General features: G+C 59.6%; 17 protein-coding genes. 6 read left to right on the top strand and 11 right to left on the bottom strand.

Translation table 11 applies throughout. The features are described 5' to 3' along the window. Positions 1-77 precede the first annotated feature (77 nt). The gene (locus tag ACM1ZW_RS14815) at positions 78-722 is read left to right on the top strand and encodes a TetR/AcrR family transcriptional regulator (RefSeq protein ID WP_017336680.1); all 645 of its coding nucleotides are present in this window, start codon (positions 78-80) and stop codon (positions 720-722) included. A 60-nt stretch (positions 723-782) separates the two neighbouring features. On the opposite strand, the gene ACM1ZW_RS14810 is transcribed toward ACM1ZW_RS14815, so the two are convergent. Beyond that, a complete protein-coding gene (locus ACM1ZW_RS14810; RefSeq protein WP_017336679.1) occupies positions 783-1,565 on the bottom strand; it encodes a class I SAM-dependent methyltransferase in 783 nt (260 codons plus the stop codon). Between the two features lie 93 nt (positions 1,566-1,658). Between ACM1ZW_RS14810 and ACM1ZW_RS14805 the strand changes: the two genes are divergently transcribed. Then, positions 1,659-2,279 (top strand): energy transducer TonB, encoded by a 621-nt coding sequence (locus ACM1ZW_RS14805; protein WP_414879491.1) that lies wholly within the window; start codon positions 1,659-1,661, stop codon positions 2,277-2,279. Positions 2,280-2,296: 17 nt separating this feature from the next. On the opposite strand, the gene ACM1ZW_RS14800 is transcribed toward ACM1ZW_RS14805, so the two are convergent. The 7 genes from ACM1ZW_RS14800 to ppc all read right to left on the bottom strand — a co-directional run bounded on the left by ACM1ZW_RS14800 (position 2,297) and on the right by ppc (position 9,622). Then, the gene (locus ACM1ZW_RS14800) at positions 2,297-2,992 is read right to left on the bottom strand and encodes an extensin family protein (RefSeq protein WP_416740760.1); all 696 of its coding nucleotides are present in this window, start codon (positions 2,990-2,992) and stop codon (positions 2,297-2,299) included. A 2-nt stretch (positions 2,993-2,994) separates the two neighbouring features. Beyond that, complete coding sequence (locus tag ACM1ZW_RS14795) at positions 2,995-3,816, bottom strand: isocitrate lyase/PEP mutase family protein (protein ID WP_416740759.1); 822 nt, start codon at positions 3,814-3,816, stop codon at positions 2,995-2,997. 33 nt (positions 3,817-3,849) lie between these two features. Continuing rightward, entirely contained in the window at positions 3,850-4,710 is an 861-nt protein-coding gene (locus tag ACM1ZW_RS14790; RefSeq protein WP_017336675.1) for a DUF72 domain-containing protein, read from the bottom strand. Continuing rightward, the gene (locus tag ACM1ZW_RS14785) at positions 4,710-5,015 is read right to left on the bottom strand and encodes a hypothetical protein (RefSeq protein ID WP_017336674.1); all 306 of its coding nucleotides are present in this window, start codon (positions 5,013-5,015) and stop codon (positions 4,710-4,712) included. The genes ACM1ZW_RS14790 and ACM1ZW_RS14785 overlap by 1 nt, the downstream gene beginning before the upstream one ends. Positions 5,016-5,292: 277 nt before the next feature. Next, positions 5,293-5,967: a tRNA (adenosine(37)-N6)-threonylcarbamoyltransferase complex dimerization subunit type 1 TsaB gene (tsaB, locus tag ACM1ZW_RS14780; protein ID WP_416740758.1), complete on the bottom strand. Its 675-nt coding sequence runs from the start codon at positions 5,965-5,967 to the stop codon at positions 5,293-5,295. An 88-nt stretch (positions 5,968-6,055) separates the two neighbouring features. Further along, on the bottom strand, positions 6,056-6,703 hold the full coding sequence (gene adk, locus ACM1ZW_RS14775; RefSeq protein WP_017336672.1) for an adenylate kinase: 648 nt from the start codon (positions 6,701-6,703) through the stop codon (positions 6,056-6,058). Positions 6,704-6,991: 288 nt separating this feature from the next. Beyond that, positions 6,992-9,622, bottom strand: coding sequence for a phosphoenolpyruvate carboxylase (gene ppc / locus ACM1ZW_RS14770; RefSeq protein ID WP_017336671.1), 2,631 nt, complete (start codon positions 9,620-9,622; stop codon positions 6,992-6,994). Positions 9,623-9,824: 202 nt separating this feature from the next. Between ppc and ACM1ZW_RS14765 the strand changes: the two genes are divergently transcribed. The 4 genes from ACM1ZW_RS14765 (at position 9,825) to ACM1ZW_RS14750 (ending at position 13,344) form a co-directional block, all read left to right on the top strand. After that, complete coding sequence (locus ACM1ZW_RS14765) at positions 9,825-10,169, top strand: hypothetical protein (RefSeq protein WP_008024664.1); 345 nt, start codon at positions 9,825-9,827, stop codon at positions 10,167-10,169. A gap of 375 nt (positions 10,170-10,544) precedes the next feature. Next, positions 10,545-10,958 carry a DUF4398 domain-containing protein gene (locus ACM1ZW_RS14760; protein WP_017336670.1) on the top strand — a complete coding sequence of 138 codons (414 nt, stop codon included), beginning with the start codon at positions 10,545-10,547 and terminating at the stop codon, positions 10,956-10,958. Positions 10,959-11,006: 48 nt separating this feature from the next. After that, entirely contained in the window at positions 11,007-11,795 is a 789-nt protein-coding gene (locus tag ACM1ZW_RS14755; RefSeq protein WP_017336669.1) for an OmpA family protein, read from the top strand. 142 nt (positions 11,796-11,937) lie between these two features. After that, complete coding sequence (locus ACM1ZW_RS14750; protein WP_017336668.1) at positions 11,938-13,344, top strand: hypothetical protein; 1,407 nt, start codon at positions 11,938-11,940, stop codon at positions 13,342-13,344. An 84-nt stretch (positions 13,345-13,428) separates the two neighbouring features. On the opposite strand, the gene ACM1ZW_RS14745 is transcribed toward ACM1ZW_RS14750, so the two are convergent. The 3 genes from ACM1ZW_RS14745 to ACM1ZW_RS14735 all read right to left on the bottom strand — a co-directional run bounded on the left by ACM1ZW_RS14745 (position 13,429) and on the right by ACM1ZW_RS14735 (position 16,069). Beyond that, positions 13,429-13,758 (bottom strand): hypothetical protein, encoded by a 330-nt coding sequence (locus ACM1ZW_RS14745; RefSeq protein ID WP_414884855.1) that lies wholly within the window; start codon positions 13,756-13,758, stop codon positions 13,429-13,431. Further along, positions 13,755-14,669: an alpha/beta hydrolase gene (locus tag ACM1ZW_RS14740; protein ID WP_017336666.1), complete on the bottom strand. Its 915-nt coding sequence runs from the start codon at positions 14,667-14,669 to the stop codon at positions 13,755-13,757. The genes ACM1ZW_RS14745 and ACM1ZW_RS14740 overlap by 4 nt, the downstream gene beginning before the upstream one ends. 149 nt (positions 14,670-14,818) lie before the next feature. Continuing rightward, entirely contained in the window at positions 14,819-16,069 is a 1,251-nt protein-coding gene (locus tag ACM1ZW_RS14735) for a flavohemoglobin expression-modulating QEGLA motif protein (protein ID WP_193393018.1), read from the bottom strand. Between the last annotated feature and the right edge of the window lie 20 nt (positions 16,070-16,089).

Here is a 16,089-nt window from a genome sequence, read left to right as displayed (position 1 = left end):
CTAATGGTGCTTGGAATAATTATACTTGCCAGTATGTTATTAATAGCAAACTCACCAGTCCAGTATTAAAAACGAATATGCCGAACAATCTTTCAACACCCAATGGCCCGGGCCGCCCCAAGGATCTGGCCAAGCGCCAGGCGATCCTCGATGCGGCGAAAATCCTGTTTCTGAGCAATGGTTATGCGAGCACCAGCATGGACGCCGTCGCGGCCGAGGCTGGCGTGTCGAAACTGACCGTCTACAGCCATTTCAACGACAAGGAGACGCTGTTCTCCGCCGCCGTGGTCGCCAAGTGCGAAGAGCAACTGCCTACGCTGTTTTTCGAATTGCCCGACGGCGTCTCAGTGGAAACGGTGCTGTTGAACATCGCGCGCGGTTTTCATCACCTGATCAATAGCGATGAATCGGTGAACCTGCACCGGTTGATGATGACGCTGGGCAGCCAGGACCCGAAGCTCTCGCAAATTTTCTTCGAGGCCGGACCGGAGCGCATGCTGCATGGCATGGAGCGCTTGCTGAGCAAGGTGGATCAGAGCGGTGCGTTGAGCATCGACAAGCCTCGCAATGCGGCGGAGCATTTCTTTTGCCTGCTCAAGGGCGCGGGGAATTTTCGCTTGTTGTATGGCTGTGGTGAGCCGCTGACCGGTGATGCGGCCGAGGACCATGTGCGGGAAGTGGTGGGGTTGTTTATGCGGGCTTATCGGCCAGAGGCAGTCTGATAGATCTTGTGTCTGAACCGACGCTATCGCGGGCTTGCCCGCGATTGGAACGCATCGGACTTAAGGCTTGAGCGCCTTCTTCGGATAAATGTCATACCGACTGGATTTCCCGTCCAGCGCATGACTCGGCTTCGGCCCCGCAATGCACGGCGCCTTGCGCGGGCGCTTCACCACCACGCGATGGCTGGCCAATGCCAACGCCGCCTCCAACAACGCGGGCGCATCCGGGTCATCCCCCACCAATGGCCGGAACAGTCGCATTTCCTTCTTCACCAACGCCGTTTTCTCACGATGGGGAAACATCGGGTCGAGGTAGATCACCTGCGGTGGTTCGCCTTCCCAGTTGCGCATGACCTCGATCGAGTTGCCCTTGAGCAAACGCATGCGCGCCACAATCGACGCCACGTCGAAATCTTCCGCGCCCCGCGCCAAACCATCCTCAAGCAACGCACCGATCAACGGCTGGCGTTCGATCAGGCTCATCTCGCAGCCCAGGCTCGCCAGCACGAACGCATCCTTGCCCAGCCCCGCCGTGGCGTCCAGCACCCGCGGACGCACGCCCTGCGCGATGCCAACAGCCTTGGCGATCATCTGACCGGTGCCACCGCCGAACAACCGGCGATGAGCCGCGCCACCCTCAACGAAGTCCACCCGTACCGGCCCCGGCGCGTCCGGCCCCAGTTGTTGCAACTGCAAACCCTGCTCGCCCACCTGCAAGGCAAACTCGCCATCAGTCACTTGCAAAGGCAGGCCCAGGCGTTCGGCCCATTGCTCGGCCTGTGGCTGAAAAGCCGTGCCCAGGGCCTCGACATGGATGCGGCAAGCCGCCGGTTGCTCAATCATGGGAAAACACGCTCAAAAAATTAATGATCGGCAAAAACGGCCGATAACAAAACTAACGAGCATTTTGCCAGAGCTGAGCGTCGACCGAGAGAAATGTCAGACATTCAACGCACATCGATAGGTTACATCTCGCCCCACGGCGATTTTGGCCTGCGAAATTCCCAGGCACTGAGCGGCGTCAGTCACCTGTGGCAAGATTTTTTTGCCCAGGCCCTGGCCGATCAGTCGGGCGATGTCGTGCCGGCTTCTCTCGATTTTCCAGCGGTCGATCTCGAGAGCCCGGTCGAACCTACGATCGGCAGCGAGCTGCTGGCACACATCGTTTCCCAGCGTGAATGCGATGTGAAGGAAACCCAGGTCAAGCCACCCGAGCCGCTGTTCCTGCCGATTGCCGAGTTCGAAATGGAGCTGGCCGACAAACCGTTCCCGCCGTTCCCGCCGGAAGAAATCGTCGCTCAGCAGAAGCAGCAGGACTTCGAAAGCGGCTGGGTTCGCCCGATCGTGCTGACCCACGGCCAACCGCTGCCGGTCCCAGGCGCTGCACCACAACCGCGTCCACTGCACCTGCCGATCGCCGAGTTCGAAATGGACCTGCTGGACAAACCCTTCCCGCCGTTCCCGCCCGAAGAGCTCGCGGAACAACAGAAGAACTTCGATTTCGACATCGGCTGGGCGCGCCCGATCGTTCTGCAGAACCTGCGCATCGCTGCCTGACCGTCAATAACAAGCCCTCAGCGACATACCCACCACGGCCCGACATCCACGTGAAAATGATTGCGATGGGCGGCGTTATAGTCCGGGCTCAACACCACACTGAACACGTCGCAGGCACCGTCGCGGACCTGACGTAAAAACCGTGCGTCCTGATTATCCTTCGGCCAATCCTTGAGCACGCTGATGGAACGCCCGTTGGCCAGGCGAAAACCGGCGATATCCAGCGCATTCGCCGTGGCATGCTGGCTGAGTCTGCCATTCTCACGGCCGTAGACGTTACGGCAGGCAAAGCTCCCAAGATGGTCGACGCGGGTGACTGCTTGCCCATAGACCGCCTGCGCCGCAGGTTGCAGCGCGTGATGCTCGAACAGGGCAAACGACACTGCAAGGCGGCAACTGGCGAGGAAGCTGCTGCTCAATGCGACGTCGCCGCCCTGCACGCGCAAGGCGTCGTTCAACGGACACTTTGCGTCAGGACTGTCGGCTTGAGGGGCGACGCGCAATCCGGAACTGCTCAGGGCTTGCTCGCACAATTGCGGATCATCGCGCAGCCGCATCAGTTTGTAGCGGGTCAACAGGTTAGGTTCGGCCTTCACGTCCAGCGGTGCCCAAGGGTTCCACTGCGGCGGCAGCGAGATCCAGCCGCGCCAGACGCTCACGCCCGCCACACCGAGCATCAGCACCAACACCAGCAGCACCCGCAAAAACCGCATTGTCAGCCTTTGAACAATTGATTGGCCTGCGCGTACGGCATCGACCGCGACGTAAAGCTGAACGTTCCCGAAGTCTTGATCTCTTGGGCAGCCCGGTAGAACTCGCCAAGCGCTGCCAACGCCAGTGCCGAACCGACACTGATGCGTTTGACGCCCATCTCGCTCAACTGCTCGACCGTCAATTTCAGCCCGCCAGACATCAACACATTCACCGGTTTGGGCGCCACGGCGCGGACCACCGCCAATACGTCTTCAGCGCTGCGCAGACCCGGCGCATACAGCACGTCGGCGCCTGCTTCGGCGAAGGCCTGCAAGCGGCGAATGGTGTCGTCCAGATCGGGATTGCCATGCAGGAAGTTCTCGGCTCGTGCCGTCAACGTGAAGGGGAACGGCAAACTGCGAGCGGCGGCGACAGCGGCTTCGATCCGTGCCACAGCATGCTCGAAGCAGTAGATCGGCGCCGCTTCCCGACCCGTGGCATCTTCGATCGAACCGCCCACGGCGCCGGCTGCGGCGGCTCGCAAAATACTTTGCGCACACTCGGCCGGATCGTCGGAAAAACCGTTTTCCAGATCGACCGCCACCGGCAGATCGGTCGCCGCGACAATCGCCCGAACATTCGCCAGGGTATCGTCCAGCGTCAGTCCGCCATCGGGACGGCCTTGGGAAAAGGCATAACCGGCACTGGTGGTCGCCAGCGCCTCGAAGCCCAGGCTGGCGAGCATTTTCGCCGAGCCGGCGTCCCACGGGTTGGGAATGACAAAAGCCCCGTCGCGTTCATGCAGCGCTTTGAACGCCTGGGCTCGAAGGGTTTGCGCATCCATTGGCAGGCTCCTGAAAAGGGCGGGGAAAACGCCTCAGAGCAGGCCAAGTTGCTCGGCGGCGGGCTCTCTGTATAGCTCAGGCAGCGGCGGCAATCCAGGCAAACGCAGCATCAGTTGTGCGTGAAAACGTTGCGCCAGCTTCGCGGCCAGCAGGTTGTCGGCGGTGTGCAGGAAAATATAAGGCGTGCGGCCCTCTTCGATCCACAGGGCGATTTTCTCGACCCAGGGCACCAGGAACGGATCGTTGGCTTCCAGTTGCGGATGGCCGATGAACCGCACTTGCGGGAACCGGGTGAACGCCGCCGGACGGGGCGGAACCCTGGGTTTCTTCGATTGAGCGTGAAGGACGGAAGGATCGGTCGAGATACAGCTGAACAGCGCACGCGGATCGAGGCAGATACGTTCGACGCCACGATCGAGCAGCAGACGATTGAGCGAGCGCTCGGCATCCCCCTTGGCGAAGAAATCGTCGTGACGCACTTCGATGGCCAGAGGCCGGTCCACGGCGTCGATAAAACCCGCCAGCTCGTGCAGTCGTTGGGGTGTGAAGCTTTTCGACAGCTGCAACCACAATGGCGAGACTCGTTCGCCCAAGGGGCTGAGCAGTTGCAGGAAAGTTTCCGTGGCGGTCAGCTGTTCGCGCAGGTCACCGCCGTGGCTGATGTCGCCGGGGAACTTGGCAGTGAAGCGAAAGTGTTCGGGCATGGTCTCGGCCCAGCGCTGCACGGTGCTGGCAGCCGGGCTCGCGTAGAAGGTCGTGTTGCCTTCCACGGCATTGAATACTTGAGAATACAGATGAAGAAAATCAGAGGGTTTCGCGTCTTGCGGATAGAGGTAATCGCGCCAGGCGTTTTCACTCCAGGACGGGCAGCCGAGGTAGTAAGGCAGTCGCATCAGATGTACAGGTCGAGACCCATCACATCCGAATCCCAATCGACAAAACCGGCGGTGCTGAGGTAGCTGGCCAGCGCCATCGCGACGGTTTTGCTCATGGCGCGGTGGTAAATCATGTCTTGTTGACGCGCGGGAAGATTGCTCAGGCGCTGCGCGGAGGCTTTGGCGGCGCGGGCGGCCAGTTGCTCTTCGGAAGGGAGTTCCAGCTCGCCCTCGATATCGACGGATTCGTCCTCAACCACATGCCCTTTGCGAGGCTTGCGCTTGATGGGGTAGGACTGAGAGGAAAGGCCGTCTATACGCATAAAGTCATGCTCGGTATCGATGATGGCAGTCTAGTGGCACATGACCCACTTCGCAAACCGCCGAGTGATAACTAGAACACAGAAAAGCGAAAAGGTTTAAAAGGCGGGGTTAGAAAACGACGATTGGCTGAAACTGACAATAATTTGTGGCGAGGGGATTTATCCCCGTTCGACTGCGAAGCAGTCGCCAACCGGCCGCCTTCTGTCCACCTGATGAACTTGGGGTCGCTTCGCAACCCAACGGGGATAAATCCCCTCGCCACAGGAACAGAGGGAATCAACGGGCTTTCGGCGTCGCAACCTTGTCACGCAGGTAAACCGGCTGCGCCTCATCTGCCACGATCGCTTCACCCCGTGCCCAGGCAAATCGCGCCAGGGTCAGCAGGTCTTCGGCGTGAGGCAACATGCCTGCGTCCTGCCCCTTCAGGCTGACGGCAATGCGCTCGGCATACCCCCAACCGGTGCCCGCGCCAAACCACTCACCGCTGGCATCGGCCGGCAATGCCGCCACTTCCGGCGGCAACACGGCTTCGTTGCCGACCAGTCGCATTTCCCCCGCCGTTTCGCGGTAGCAACCCCAATACACTTCATCCATCCGCGCATCGATGGCCGCCGCGACCTGGCTCACACCGTGTTCGCGATACGCCCGTTGCGCCAGCACTGCCAGGTTCGACACCGGCAACACCGGACGATCCAGCGCGAACGCCAGGCCTTGCACCACGCCAATGGCAATCCGCACGCCGGTGAACGCGCCCGGCCCACGGCCGAAGGCAATCGCATCAATCGCTTGCAGGGTGGTCCCGGCATCGGCGAGCAATTGCTGGATCATCGGTAGAAGCTTCTGCGCATGCAGGCGCGGGATCACCTCGTAATGGCTCGTCACTTTGCCGTCATGCAGCAAGGCAACGGAGCAAGCTTCAGTCGCGGTGTCCAGGGCCAGCAAGGTGCTCATCGATGTTTCCGTAAGAGAGGTCAGAAAAAAGTGCGCCAGTATAAACAACTACGGCCCGCAAGCGGGCCGTAGAAGATAAAGCGTTTTTTCAGCGCAGTGCTTCAAGCACCTTGCCGGTGATCGCTTCAACCGAGCCGACACCTTCGATGTGACTGTACTTCGGTTTGCCCTGAGCAGCAGACAACTGCTGGTAGAACTTCACCAGTGGCTCGGTTTGAGCGTGGTAAACCGAGAGACGGTGACGCACGGTTTCTTCGGTATCGTCCTTGCGTTGCACAAGCTCTTCACCGGTGATGTCGTCTTTACCGGCGGTTTTCGGCGGGTTGTAGACGATGTGGTACACGCGACCGCTGGCCTCGTGAACGCGACGACCGGCGATACGCTGGACGATGTCTTCGTCCTTGACGTCGATTTCCACAACGTGGTCCAGCTCGACGCCGGCCTTCACCAGGGCTTCAGCCTGAGGAATGGTGCGCGGGAAACCGTCGAACAGGAAACCGTTGGCGCAATCCGCCTGGCTGATGCGTTCCTTGACCAGATTGATGATCAGGTCATCGGAAACCAGGCCACCGCTGTCCATCACGCTCTTGGCGATCAGGCCCAGCTCGGTGCCGGCCTTGACCGCGGCACGCAGCATGTCGCCGGTGGAGATTTGCGGGATGCCGAACTTTTCGGTGATGAACTTAGCCTGAGTACCTTTACCGGCCCCGGGAGCTCCCAGCAGAATGACGCGCATCGATGTGCTCCTCAATTTTTTATATAGATAACAACGGATTCGCCTCGTGGGGCCAATCTCAAAAACAGGGTCGTGACCGCCCAAACGGCCAAAGGCTGATCAAGATACACAGCAGGCCCGGACCACACAAGCCGCCGAAAGTCGGAGAAACCCGCGCCTCGCGTGCCCCTGCGACGGAGTACTCCAAGTCGCAACCCCATCATTAACTGTCGCCTGGCAGCACTTTCCAGCCCTGCACAAACCGGCACTCAACGCCCGCGCCGAGTGCCCGAACCCACGACAAAAACCTTAGCCGGTATTTCGCAAACCGGCGGCAATCCCCGCCACAGACACCAGCAACGCCTGTTCTACCGGGCTGCCCTGTGCCACTTCCTGCTGTCGCGAACGCGCCAGCAACTCGGCCTGCAATAGATGAAGGGGGTCGAGGTAGGTGTTGCGCAGGCGGATGAATTCGAGGGTGTCTGGGCTATGTGCCAGTAGCTGCGACTGACCGGTCAACCCCAGGACAACCGCACAGGCCTGCGACAATAGGTCGCGTAAATGCGCACCCAAAGGCAGCAGATCCGGCTCGACCAACCGCTCATCGTAGGAGCGGGCGATGTCGGCGTCGGCCTTGGCGAGGACCATTTCCAGCATGTCGATGCGCGTACGGAAGAACGGCCATTGCTCTCGCATCTGCCCCAGCAACGCCCCTTCGCCACGCTCCAGCGCCTTGCTCAGCGCGGCTTCCCAGCCAAGCCAGGCCGGCAGCATCAGGCGTGTCTGGGTCCAACCGAAGATCCACGGAATCGCCCGCAGGCTTTCGATCCCGCCGGCGCGACGCTTGGCCGGGCGGCTGCCCAACGGCAGGCGCCCCAATTCCTGCTCGGGGGTGGACTGGCGGAAATACTCGACGAATTGCGGATTTTCCCGCACCACGGCGCGGTAAGCGCTGACACCGTCTGCCGCCAATTCATCCATCAAGTGGCGCCAGGCAGGCTCCGGTGGCGGCGGCGGAAGCAAAGTCGCCTCCAGCACGGCCGCGAGGTACAGATTGAGGTTTTGCTCGGCGATGTCCGGCAGGCCGAATTTGAAACGAATCATTTCCCCTTGCTCGGTGGTGCGGAAACGCCCCGCCACCGACCCCGGCGGTTGCGACAGAATCGCCGCGTGTGCCGGGCCGCCGCCACGGCCTACGGTGCCACCGCGACCGTGGAACAACAGCAACTCGACTTGCTGCTCACGGCAAATATCGACCAGTCGTTCCTGCGCCCGGTACTGCGCCCAGGCCGCCGCCGTGGTGCCGGCGTCCTTGGCCGAGTCGGAGTAGCCGATCATCACTTCCTGAGGCCCTTGCAGGCGCGTGCGATAACCCGGCAGCAGCAACAGTTTTTCGATCACCGGGCCGGCGTTGTCCAGGTCGGCGAGGGTTTCGAACAGAGGCACCACGCGCATCGGTCGCAATACGCCAGACTCTTTGAGCAGCAACTGCACGGCGAGCACATCGGAAGCGGCGCCGGCCATGGAGATCACGTACGAACCGAGCGAAGCCTCCGGCGCGGCAGCGATTTCCCGGCACGTCGCCAGCACTTCAGCGGTGTCGGCGGAGGGTTTGAAGTACGCCGGCAACAGCGGCCGACGGTTGTTCAGCTCGCGCATCAGGAAGGCAATGCGTTCCTCTTCGTTCCAGTCTTCGTAGCGACCGAGGCCGAGGTAATCGGTGATTTCAGTCATCGCCGCCGAGTGCCGCGACGAGTCCTGCCGCACATCGAGACGCACCAGAAACAGGCCAAACGTCACTGCCCGGCGCAGGCAGTCAAGCAACGGCCCATCGGCGATCACGCCCATGCCGCACTCATGCAGCGACTGGTAGCAGAGCTCCAGCGGATCGAGCAGGTCGCGATTGTTTTGCAATACATCGGCGGGCGCCGGCGTCGCCGTCGTCAAGGCGGCATGCGCCCAGTTTCGGGTAGCGCGCAGGCGTTCACGCAACTGTTTAAGGACGGCGCGATACGGTTCGGCACTGTCGCCGGCCTTGGCTTTGAGCGCGTCGCTGGCCTGTTGCATCGACAGTTCGGCGGCCAGGTGATCGATATCGCGCACGTACAAATCAGCAGCCATCCAGCGCGCCAGCAGCAAGACTTCGCGCGTCACGGCAGCGGTCACGTTGGGGTTGCCGTCGCGATCGCCGCCCATCCACGAAGCAAAGCGAATCGGCGCGGCCTCCAGCGGCAAATGCAGGCCAGTGGCGTCATGCAGGGCTTTATCGGCCTTGCGCAAATAGTTCGGGATTGCCTGCCACAGCGAATGCTCGATCACCGCGAACCCCCACTTGGCCTCGTCCACAGGCGTTGGGCGGGTGCGGCGGATTTCTTCGGTGTGCCAGGCTTCGGCGATCAGGCGCTGGAGCTTTGCCTGGATCTGTTCGCGTTCGGCGGTGGTCAGGTCGCGATGGTCCTGTGCCGCGAGTTGCGCGGCGATGGCGTCGTATTTCTGGATCAGCGTACGGCGCGCCACTTCGGTCGGGTGGGCGGTCAGGACCAGCTCGATTTGCAGTCGTCCCAATTGCCGCGCCAGGGATTCGGCACCATGGCCTTCGGCAAGCAGGCGCGCGAGCAATTCGGGCAGCACACGCGCTTCGAACGGCGCGGGCTGCGATTCTTCGCGGCGATGAATCAACTGATACTGCTCGGCGATATTGGCGAGGTTGAGAAACTGGTTGAACGCCCGCGCCACCGGCAACAACTCGTCTTCGCTCAACTGGTTGAGGCTGGCGCTCAGCTCGGCATCCATCGAACCGCGACGGTCCGCCTTGGCGCCCTTGCGGATCTGCTCGATCTTGTCGAGAAAACCGTCCCCGTACTGCTCACGAATGGTATTGCCCAACAGCTCACCCAACAGGTGAACGTCCTCGCGCAAGCGTGCATCAATATCGGTCATCAGCCGTTCTCCAGCGAAAAATCCGGTGTGCTTCGTGCGTTAAAGAGTGCCGCCGTAAAGCACTTCTTACAAGCACACGACGAAGGGACTTTAAACCTTGGGCGCGCAAGCTAGTCTGAAGAGTAAGCCGTACAACGGCTTTCGCCGGCCATGGCCGGACACTCACCCTGCCTGCCACGAGCTGGCGCGCCATGAGGTTTTTATGAAAATCCGCGAGCTTGCCCATCATTGGGAAGAAAACGCCAAGGGTCGCCTGACCGACACCGGCTACTCGATTCATCTGGATGTGGAGGCCGCCGCACGGCTGGCGGCAATCATCGAGATGTACCCCAAACGGCATCCCGAAGAACTGCTCGGCGAACTGATCGGCGCTGCGCTGGAAGAGCTGGAAAAGAGCTTTCCATACGTGAAGGGCTCGACCATCGTGGCCACCGATGAAGAAGGCGATCCACTGTACGAAGACATCGGCCCAACCCCGCGTTTTCTCGCGTTGTCCCGTCGTCATTTGCATGATTTGTCTTCCGGCGAAGACAAGCAGAAGCACTGAATTCACCTCGGTAACTTGTGGGAGCGAGCCTGCTCGCGATAACGGTCTGACATTCAACATTTCTATTGACTGACACTCCGCTATCGCGAGCAGACTCGCTCCCACAGGGGTCGCAGTCCCCTTCAACAATTGCATGTTCCCGCACCTCGAAACAGCCGGGAATACCGCTGCACATCGCCAAAGTTCCCGATTTAGAGCCTTGTCCGTTCGGTCAAAGTTTTTTCCGGCGATAGGCCATCTTCTCTGAACTTTTAAAAAATGCCTCGGGTCGTAACCAGTAACCACGCCTGGGATGGCCGTTTCAAAAGGCTTCGAAATTTGATGGTTGCGGCTCCTTGCCCAGGATGGATTTTTAGTTGTTCAGGAGTTTTTCCAATGGAGTTGAAGACCATGAAAATCAGCACTGCCACGTCCTCGTTCACCCACCTGCGCGGTCTGAAAATGGCTGCCCTGGCGATCGGGACCAGCTTCGTTCTGGCCGGTTGCGCCGGTAACCCGCCAACCGAGCAATACGCCGTGACCCAATCGGCCGTGAACAGCGCCGTCAGCGCGGGCGGTACCGAGTTCGCCGCGGTTGAAATGAAGTCCGCCCAGGACAAGCTCAAACAAGCCGAAATCGCCATGCACGACAAAAAGTATGACGAAGCCCGCATGCTCGCCGAACAGGCCGAGTGGGACGCTCGTGTTGCCGAACGCAAAGCCCAGGCGATGAAAGCCGAACAAGCGGTGAAGGACTCTCAGAAAGGGGTTCAGGAACTGCGTCAGGAAAGCCAGCGCACCGTGCAATAAGCGCCGCTACGACGTACTTCTTTCTCGACTTAAAAGGACGAAACCAACATGCGCAATCAATTGATGATCCCTGCCCTGCTGGCCGCAAGCGTTGCACTGGCTGCCTGCTCCACGCCGCCTAACGCGAACCTTGAACAGGCCCGCACCAACTACAGCGGCCTGCAAGCCAACCCGCAGGCGAGCAAAGTCGCCGCGCTGGAAACCAAGGACGCCAGCGATTACCTGGACAAGGCCGACAAGGCTTATCTGGACAAGCAGGACGAGCATACGGTCGATCAACTGGCCTACCTGACCAATCAGCGGGTTGAAGTGGCGAAGCAGACCATCGCCCTGCGCACCGCTGAAGCCAACCTGAAGAACGCTTCTGCACAACGCGCCCAGGCTCGCCTGGATGCTCGCGATGCGCAGATCAAGCAATTGCAGGACAGCCTGAACGCCAAGCAGACCGATCGCGGTACGCTGGTGACCTTCGGCGATGTGCTGTTCGCCACCGATAAGGCCGATCTGAAATCCAGCGGCCTGGTGAATATCAACAAACTGGCGCAGTTCCTTCAGGAAAACCCGGACCGCAAGGCGATTGTCGAAGGCTACACCGACAGCACCGGCACGGCTTCGCATAACCAGTCGCTGTCCGAGCGTCGCGCCGGTTCCGTGCGCATGGCGCTGGTGAAGATGGGCGTAGATCCTGCGCGCATTGTTGCCCAGGGTTACGGCATGGAATACCCGGTTGCTGAAAACAGCAGCGTCTCGGGTCGTGCGATGAACCGTCGCGTGGAAGTGACCATTTCCAACGACAACCAGCCGGTGATCCCGCGTTCGGCAGTCAGCTCGAACTAGGCTGAACCCGCTGAAACGCAAAAGCCCCGCCTGATCTGATCAGGCGGGGCTTTTTTACGACTGTCATTTATGACAGTTGTCGAGTTCTCTATTCGCATTTAGTTTGGCTCACGTACTTTTTGAGTGCATAGGGAGCCGAATCATGCGTAAAACAGTGATGTTTTGTATAGCGTCAATCCTTGCAGGCTGCGTGCAGCACGATGGACGTCTGAATGATTTTGCGTATGACGATAGAGACGCCATACCCAACGACATTCCCTTGCCCAAGCCGGGCGTCAATCAGCGACCCGTTGTAGGGGTCAAAAAGGTTCTGGTCAGCGTGGTTAACTGGCAAGGTGAAACCATTCTGGATACGCCTCTAACCCTAAAAGATACCCTTTCTACAGACCCAAATTCATTACGCACCTACATCCTGGCTGCGTCAGGCGGAAAGTTGACCCTGGAAGGCCAGGTAATCTCCTATACCTCTGGTCCTCGGCCGGAAGAATGTCAAAGCGGGGGGCCGTCTTATCCGATGGCATTGTCCATTGCAGAAGGAGAGAAAGCTGCGAGGGCACATGGGCTTGATCCGAAAAATTTCGATTATCTGATCAATGTCATTTCTTGTAGGGGGATGGCAAGTGCTTATGTACCTGGGCGGTACATGGGTGTTTACGGTCAAGGTAGCCCACATTTGTTCAAACATGAGTTCGGACATAACCTGGGATATTCCCATGGGTACACGTACTCCCGATGCCCGACAGACGGCGACACTGTGACAGCCCCAGCCAACTGCACCAGGAATGGGTATGGCGACACGGGAGATACGGTTTCAGGTGGAGCAACACTCTACCCTGCGAACAACCGCTGGTATTCCGGCTGGCTGGATAACAAGCAAGTTGCCGTGATCGAACGTACCGGCCTCTATCGCCTGGGTGTACTGGGTCAGGAGGGTCCGCAGTTGTACCTCATCAATCGTCCGGGGTTGGCGCCAACACAACTGGCTTTTGAATACCGCAAACCGACGCCTTTCGACAACTTTCCACCTTCTGACAATCGAGTCAACGGCGTCTGGGTGAGGTACACCAATATGGGAACGGCTGTTTTGAACACACAACTGGACGCCACACCGGAAACAGCTTCCACAGCTGATCCGACACTGTTAGGAAACAGAATTTTGAAAGATGAGGAGGCAAAAATCTCTGTCGGGTTTTGTTCACGTTCTGATCAAGGAGCGATCTTTGCCGTTGCGGTGAACGGAGAGGCACTGCCTGGTTGCTTCACGGCTTTACCGCCGCCCAACATTCAAAAACCTGTAGCGGGAGCGCCAGCCGCTCAAAACCCCATCGTTTTTTCAGGCACGGGTTCTCCCGGCGCCTGGATGGTCATTGGCTATAGAAAGTCTGGGGAAAGCAAGTGGAACGTGATCAACACCGTTGCAGACGCCACGGGAGTCTGGAGTTCAACACTAGCGCAATTACCAGCCAGCAAGTACGAGGGGCGCGTACAGCAAGTCATGGGCCTCAACCCATCGCCGTACAACTACGTCGACTTTGAAGTCGCCCCCTAGGTTGTTTTGCTCGTACGGGTAAATAAATGAACCAACGGTCCCCTTCAATCACTGTTGACCGAAGGGGAGCCGTTATGCCGCTTTCTACGGCTCCAGCTTCTGTGGCGTTTCCTGCCCCATGCAGCGCACGGCTTTTCTCTTGCTGTTGACCAACACACCGGTCAGGCCTTTCTGCTCGGTGTCGAACATGACCAGCACGCCATCGATGCACTGCGCCACTTGCGCCGCCGGCTCCAGGGAAACTTTGTAGTCTTCGCCCGGCACGGTCTTGAGCATGGTGAATTCGCTCAGCAGCAGCGCGTCCTCGGGTTTGGCGAAGTGCAGGTAGCCGTACCACCACAGGGCCCCCACGGTGCCGAGGATGCTGCAGATACCGGTGATGATCAGCGGGATGGCGTTACGTTCTTCACTCATTGCGGGCTCTCTGGTGGTTCATCTTCTGAATTCGGGGGTGCCGGGTAATTGGGGATTTCACCCAGGCGGCGCAGACCGTTGAAATGCTGCGGGTCATCGAGGTATCGCAGCATGACTTTGCGCCAGACCGGGTCGGCGAACGTCTGCACATGCCCACCACGGGTCAGTTGCAGCACCCGCGGCGGCGGCGCAGCTTGATACAGACGGATGCCATTGGAAAGAGGCACGATCGGATCGTCGATGCTGTGGTAGATCAGTTTCGGCACGCCATTGAGCTGCTCCATGGAGTGGATCGCGCTGTCACCGTCCGGTACCAGCCACGACAGCGGCACCTGGAACGCCCAGGTCAGCCAGGAATTGCTGAGGGCGAACTGGCCGATGCTGCGATAACTGGCGGGCACCCCGTCGAGGACAAAGGCCTTGAGTTGTTTCTGGCGTTCGGGATGCTGAACCAGGTAGTGCACGGCCATTGAGCCACCGAGGCTTTGCCCGAGCAGGATCAGCGGTTTGCCTTTGACCTCCGGCGCCTGGTCGAGCCATTTGAACGCGGCGTCGATGTCCTGATAGATCGCCGGCAAACTCGGTTCGCCTTCGGACAAACCGTAGCCGCGATAATCGATCAGCAGCACTTGATAGCCCTCTTCCGGCAACCACCAGCTGCCGCCCAGATGCATGGGCAGATTGCCGCCGTTGCCGTGCAGGTGCAGCACCGTGCCTTTGACCTCGACGCCTTTTTTCGCCGGCAGCCACCAGCCGTGCAGCTTGAGGCCATCAGCGGTGACCAGGGTCACGTCACGGTATTCGAGTTTGGCTTTTTCCGGGGTGAACAACTGGCCGGGTTCGGGGTAGAACAGCAAGGAGCTGCAACCGCCGAGGGTCAGGAGAAGGCAAAGGATGCCGAGGATTCTCATCCGTTGAAACTCCGCGAAAATTTGGGTGGAAATACACCTTTCCCCTGTGTGCGAGCCTGCTCGCGATAGCGGTGTATCAGGCAACATCAATGTTGAATGTCAGGCCGCTATCGCGAGCAGGCTCGCTCCCACAGTAGATTGCATTATCGTCACAAAATATTGGAGTAATCCGCTTCGATCCGGTCCAGGCTCAGGTGGTTCAAGAAGTTGGAGAAGCACATCCACGCCGACAACGCATTCATGTCGCGGAACTGTTCCGGCAGATATTTGGGCGGCACCACCAATCCTTCATCGACCAACTGGCGCAAGGTGCGCATGTCCTCCAGCGTGGTCTTGCCGCAAAACAGCAACGGCACTTGCTCAAGCTTGCCCTTGCGCACGGCCAACTGAATGTAGTTGTAAACCATGATAAAGCCCTTGAGGTAGGACAAGTCTTTGGTAAATGGCAGACCGTTCGGTACCGAACCACGGAAAACCCGACTGGCGTTGCCGTAGCTTTCCGCCATCTCAAAGCCCTGTTCGCGGAAGAACTCGAAGATCTGCAGGAAGTCTGCGCCCTCCTCCACCATGTGAATGGCGCGGGTGCGGTTGGTCAGTTTGCGCAGACGGCTCGGGTAGGAGGCGAAGGTGATGATTTCCATCAGGATCGCCAGGCCTTCCTGGGTCACGGTCGACGACGGAGGCCCCTTGGACAGGAAGGTGCAGATCGGTTGGTTCAGACCGTTGAGCGTAGTGCCGACATGCACCAGCCCTTCATGGACTTCGAGGGCGCGTACGTCGCGCTCGTTGAACATCGCGTCAGTGCGGATCTTGATGTAGTCGGCGCCGGCCGCCGCATCGGCAACAATCCCGTCGGACTCGAACACCCGAATGGTTTCCTCGGCCTCGCCAAACACTTTGCTCAGCCGGGTTTGCAGCAAATGCACGGCATCCTTGGCGGTTAGGATCTTCGGTTCATCCTTCAGATCGCCCCGGCCATCGATGTTGTTCAGGTAATCGGAGAGCATCAGGCCCAGGTCGGACAGGGTCGGGTCCCCCGCGTGAAACGCATCGGACGCCGCGCCGTACAACTCTTGGGAAATCAGGCCGAAGTCCTCGGTGCCGCGTGCTTCGAGCATGCGCACCACCATCCGGTATTCCTTGCACATGCGCCGCATGATCTGGCCGACCGGGTTGAACTGGCCGAGCTGGCGGGTGATGTCACGCTCGATGTTCTGGAACTCCAGCTTCACTTTGCTGGAATCGAACGACAGCGGGCGATTGAGGTAGTAATCGCGGTCCACCGCCGGCATTTCCTTGCCCTTGCCCTTGAGGAAACCCTTGCGGATGCTTTCGTCCCACTTCACCGCATCCAGGACGCGAATCGGCGTCTGCGCCAGCACAATGCGATCGGACAACATGCGTATCGTCTGCTGGTAAT

The organism is Pseudomonas sp. NFX71, from assembly GCF_048079215.1.
GTDB classification, from domain to species: domain Bacteria; phylum Pseudomonadota; class Gammaproteobacteria; order Pseudomonadales; family Pseudomonadaceae; genus Aquipseudomonas; species Aquipseudomonas fluorescens_B.
The sequence above is the reverse complement of the archived record's forward strand: the minus strand, read 5'-3'. Positions and strand labels throughout refer to the sequence as shown.

Excerpts from the sequence above, each read along its gene's own strand:
- adk (WP_017336672.1), bottom strand. The coding sequence starts at position 6,703 with ATGCGCGTCATTCTGCTGGGAGCTCCCGGGGCCGGTAAAGGTACTCAG.
- ACM1ZW_RS14765 (WP_008024664.1), top strand. The coding sequence starts at position 9,825 with ATGAAAATCCGCGAGCTTGCCCATCATTGGGAAGAAAACGCCAAGGGT.
- ACM1ZW_RS14745 (WP_414884855.1), bottom strand. The coding sequence starts at position 13,758 with ATGAGTGAAGAACGTAACGCCATCCCGCTGATCATCACCGGTATCTGC.
- ACM1ZW_RS14735 (WP_193393018.1), bottom strand. The coding sequence starts at position 16,069 with ATGTTGTCCGATCGCATTGTGCTGGCGCAGACGCCGATTCGCGTCCTG.
- ACM1ZW_RS14800 (WP_416740760.1), bottom strand. The coding sequence starts at position 2,992 with ATGCGGTTTTTGCGGGTGCTGCTGGTGTTGGTGCTGATGCTCGGTGTG.
- ACM1ZW_RS14815 (WP_017336680.1), top strand. The coding sequence starts at position 78 with ATGCCGAACAATCTTTCAACACCCAATGGCCCGGGCCGCCCCAAGGAT.
- ACM1ZW_RS14810 (WP_017336679.1), bottom strand. The coding sequence starts at position 1,565 with ATGATTGAGCAACCGGCGGCTTGCCGCATCCATGTCGAGGCCCTGGGC.
- ppc (WP_017336671.1), bottom strand. The coding sequence starts at position 9,622 with ATGACCGATATTGATGCACGCTTGCGCGAGGACGTTCACCTGTTGGGT.
- ACM1ZW_RS14760 (WP_017336670.1), top strand. The coding sequence starts at position 10,545 with ATGGAGTTGAAGACCATGAAAATCAGCACTGCCACGTCCTCGTTCACC.
- tsaB (WP_416740758.1), bottom strand. The coding sequence starts at position 5,967 with ATGAGCACCTTGCTGGCCCTGGACACCGCGACTGAAGCTTGCTCCGTT.
- ACM1ZW_RS14755 (WP_017336669.1), top strand. The coding sequence starts at position 11,007 with ATGCGCAATCAATTGATGATCCCTGCCCTGCTGGCCGCAAGCGTTGCA.
- ACM1ZW_RS14750 (WP_017336668.1), top strand. The coding sequence starts at position 11,938 with ATGCGTAAAACAGTGATGTTTTGTATAGCGTCAATCCTTGCAGGCTGC.
- ACM1ZW_RS14795 (WP_416740759.1), bottom strand. The coding sequence starts at position 3,816 with ATGGATGCGCAAACCCTTCGAGCCCAGGCGTTCAAAGCGCTGCATGAA.
- ACM1ZW_RS14785 (WP_017336674.1), bottom strand. The coding sequence starts at position 5,015 with ATGCGTATAGACGGCCTTTCCTCTCAGTCCTACCCCATCAAGCGCAAG.
- ACM1ZW_RS14805 (WP_414879491.1), top strand. The coding sequence starts at position 1,659 with ATGTCAGACATTCAACGCACATCGATAGGTTACATCTCGCCCCACGGC.
- ACM1ZW_RS14740 (WP_017336666.1), bottom strand. The coding sequence starts at position 14,669 with ATGAGAATCCTCGGCATCCTTTGCCTTCTCCTGACCCTCGGCGGTTGC.
- ACM1ZW_RS14790 (WP_017336675.1), bottom strand. The coding sequence starts at position 4,710 with ATGCGACTGCCTTACTACCTCGGCTGCCCGTCCTGGAGTGAAAACGCC.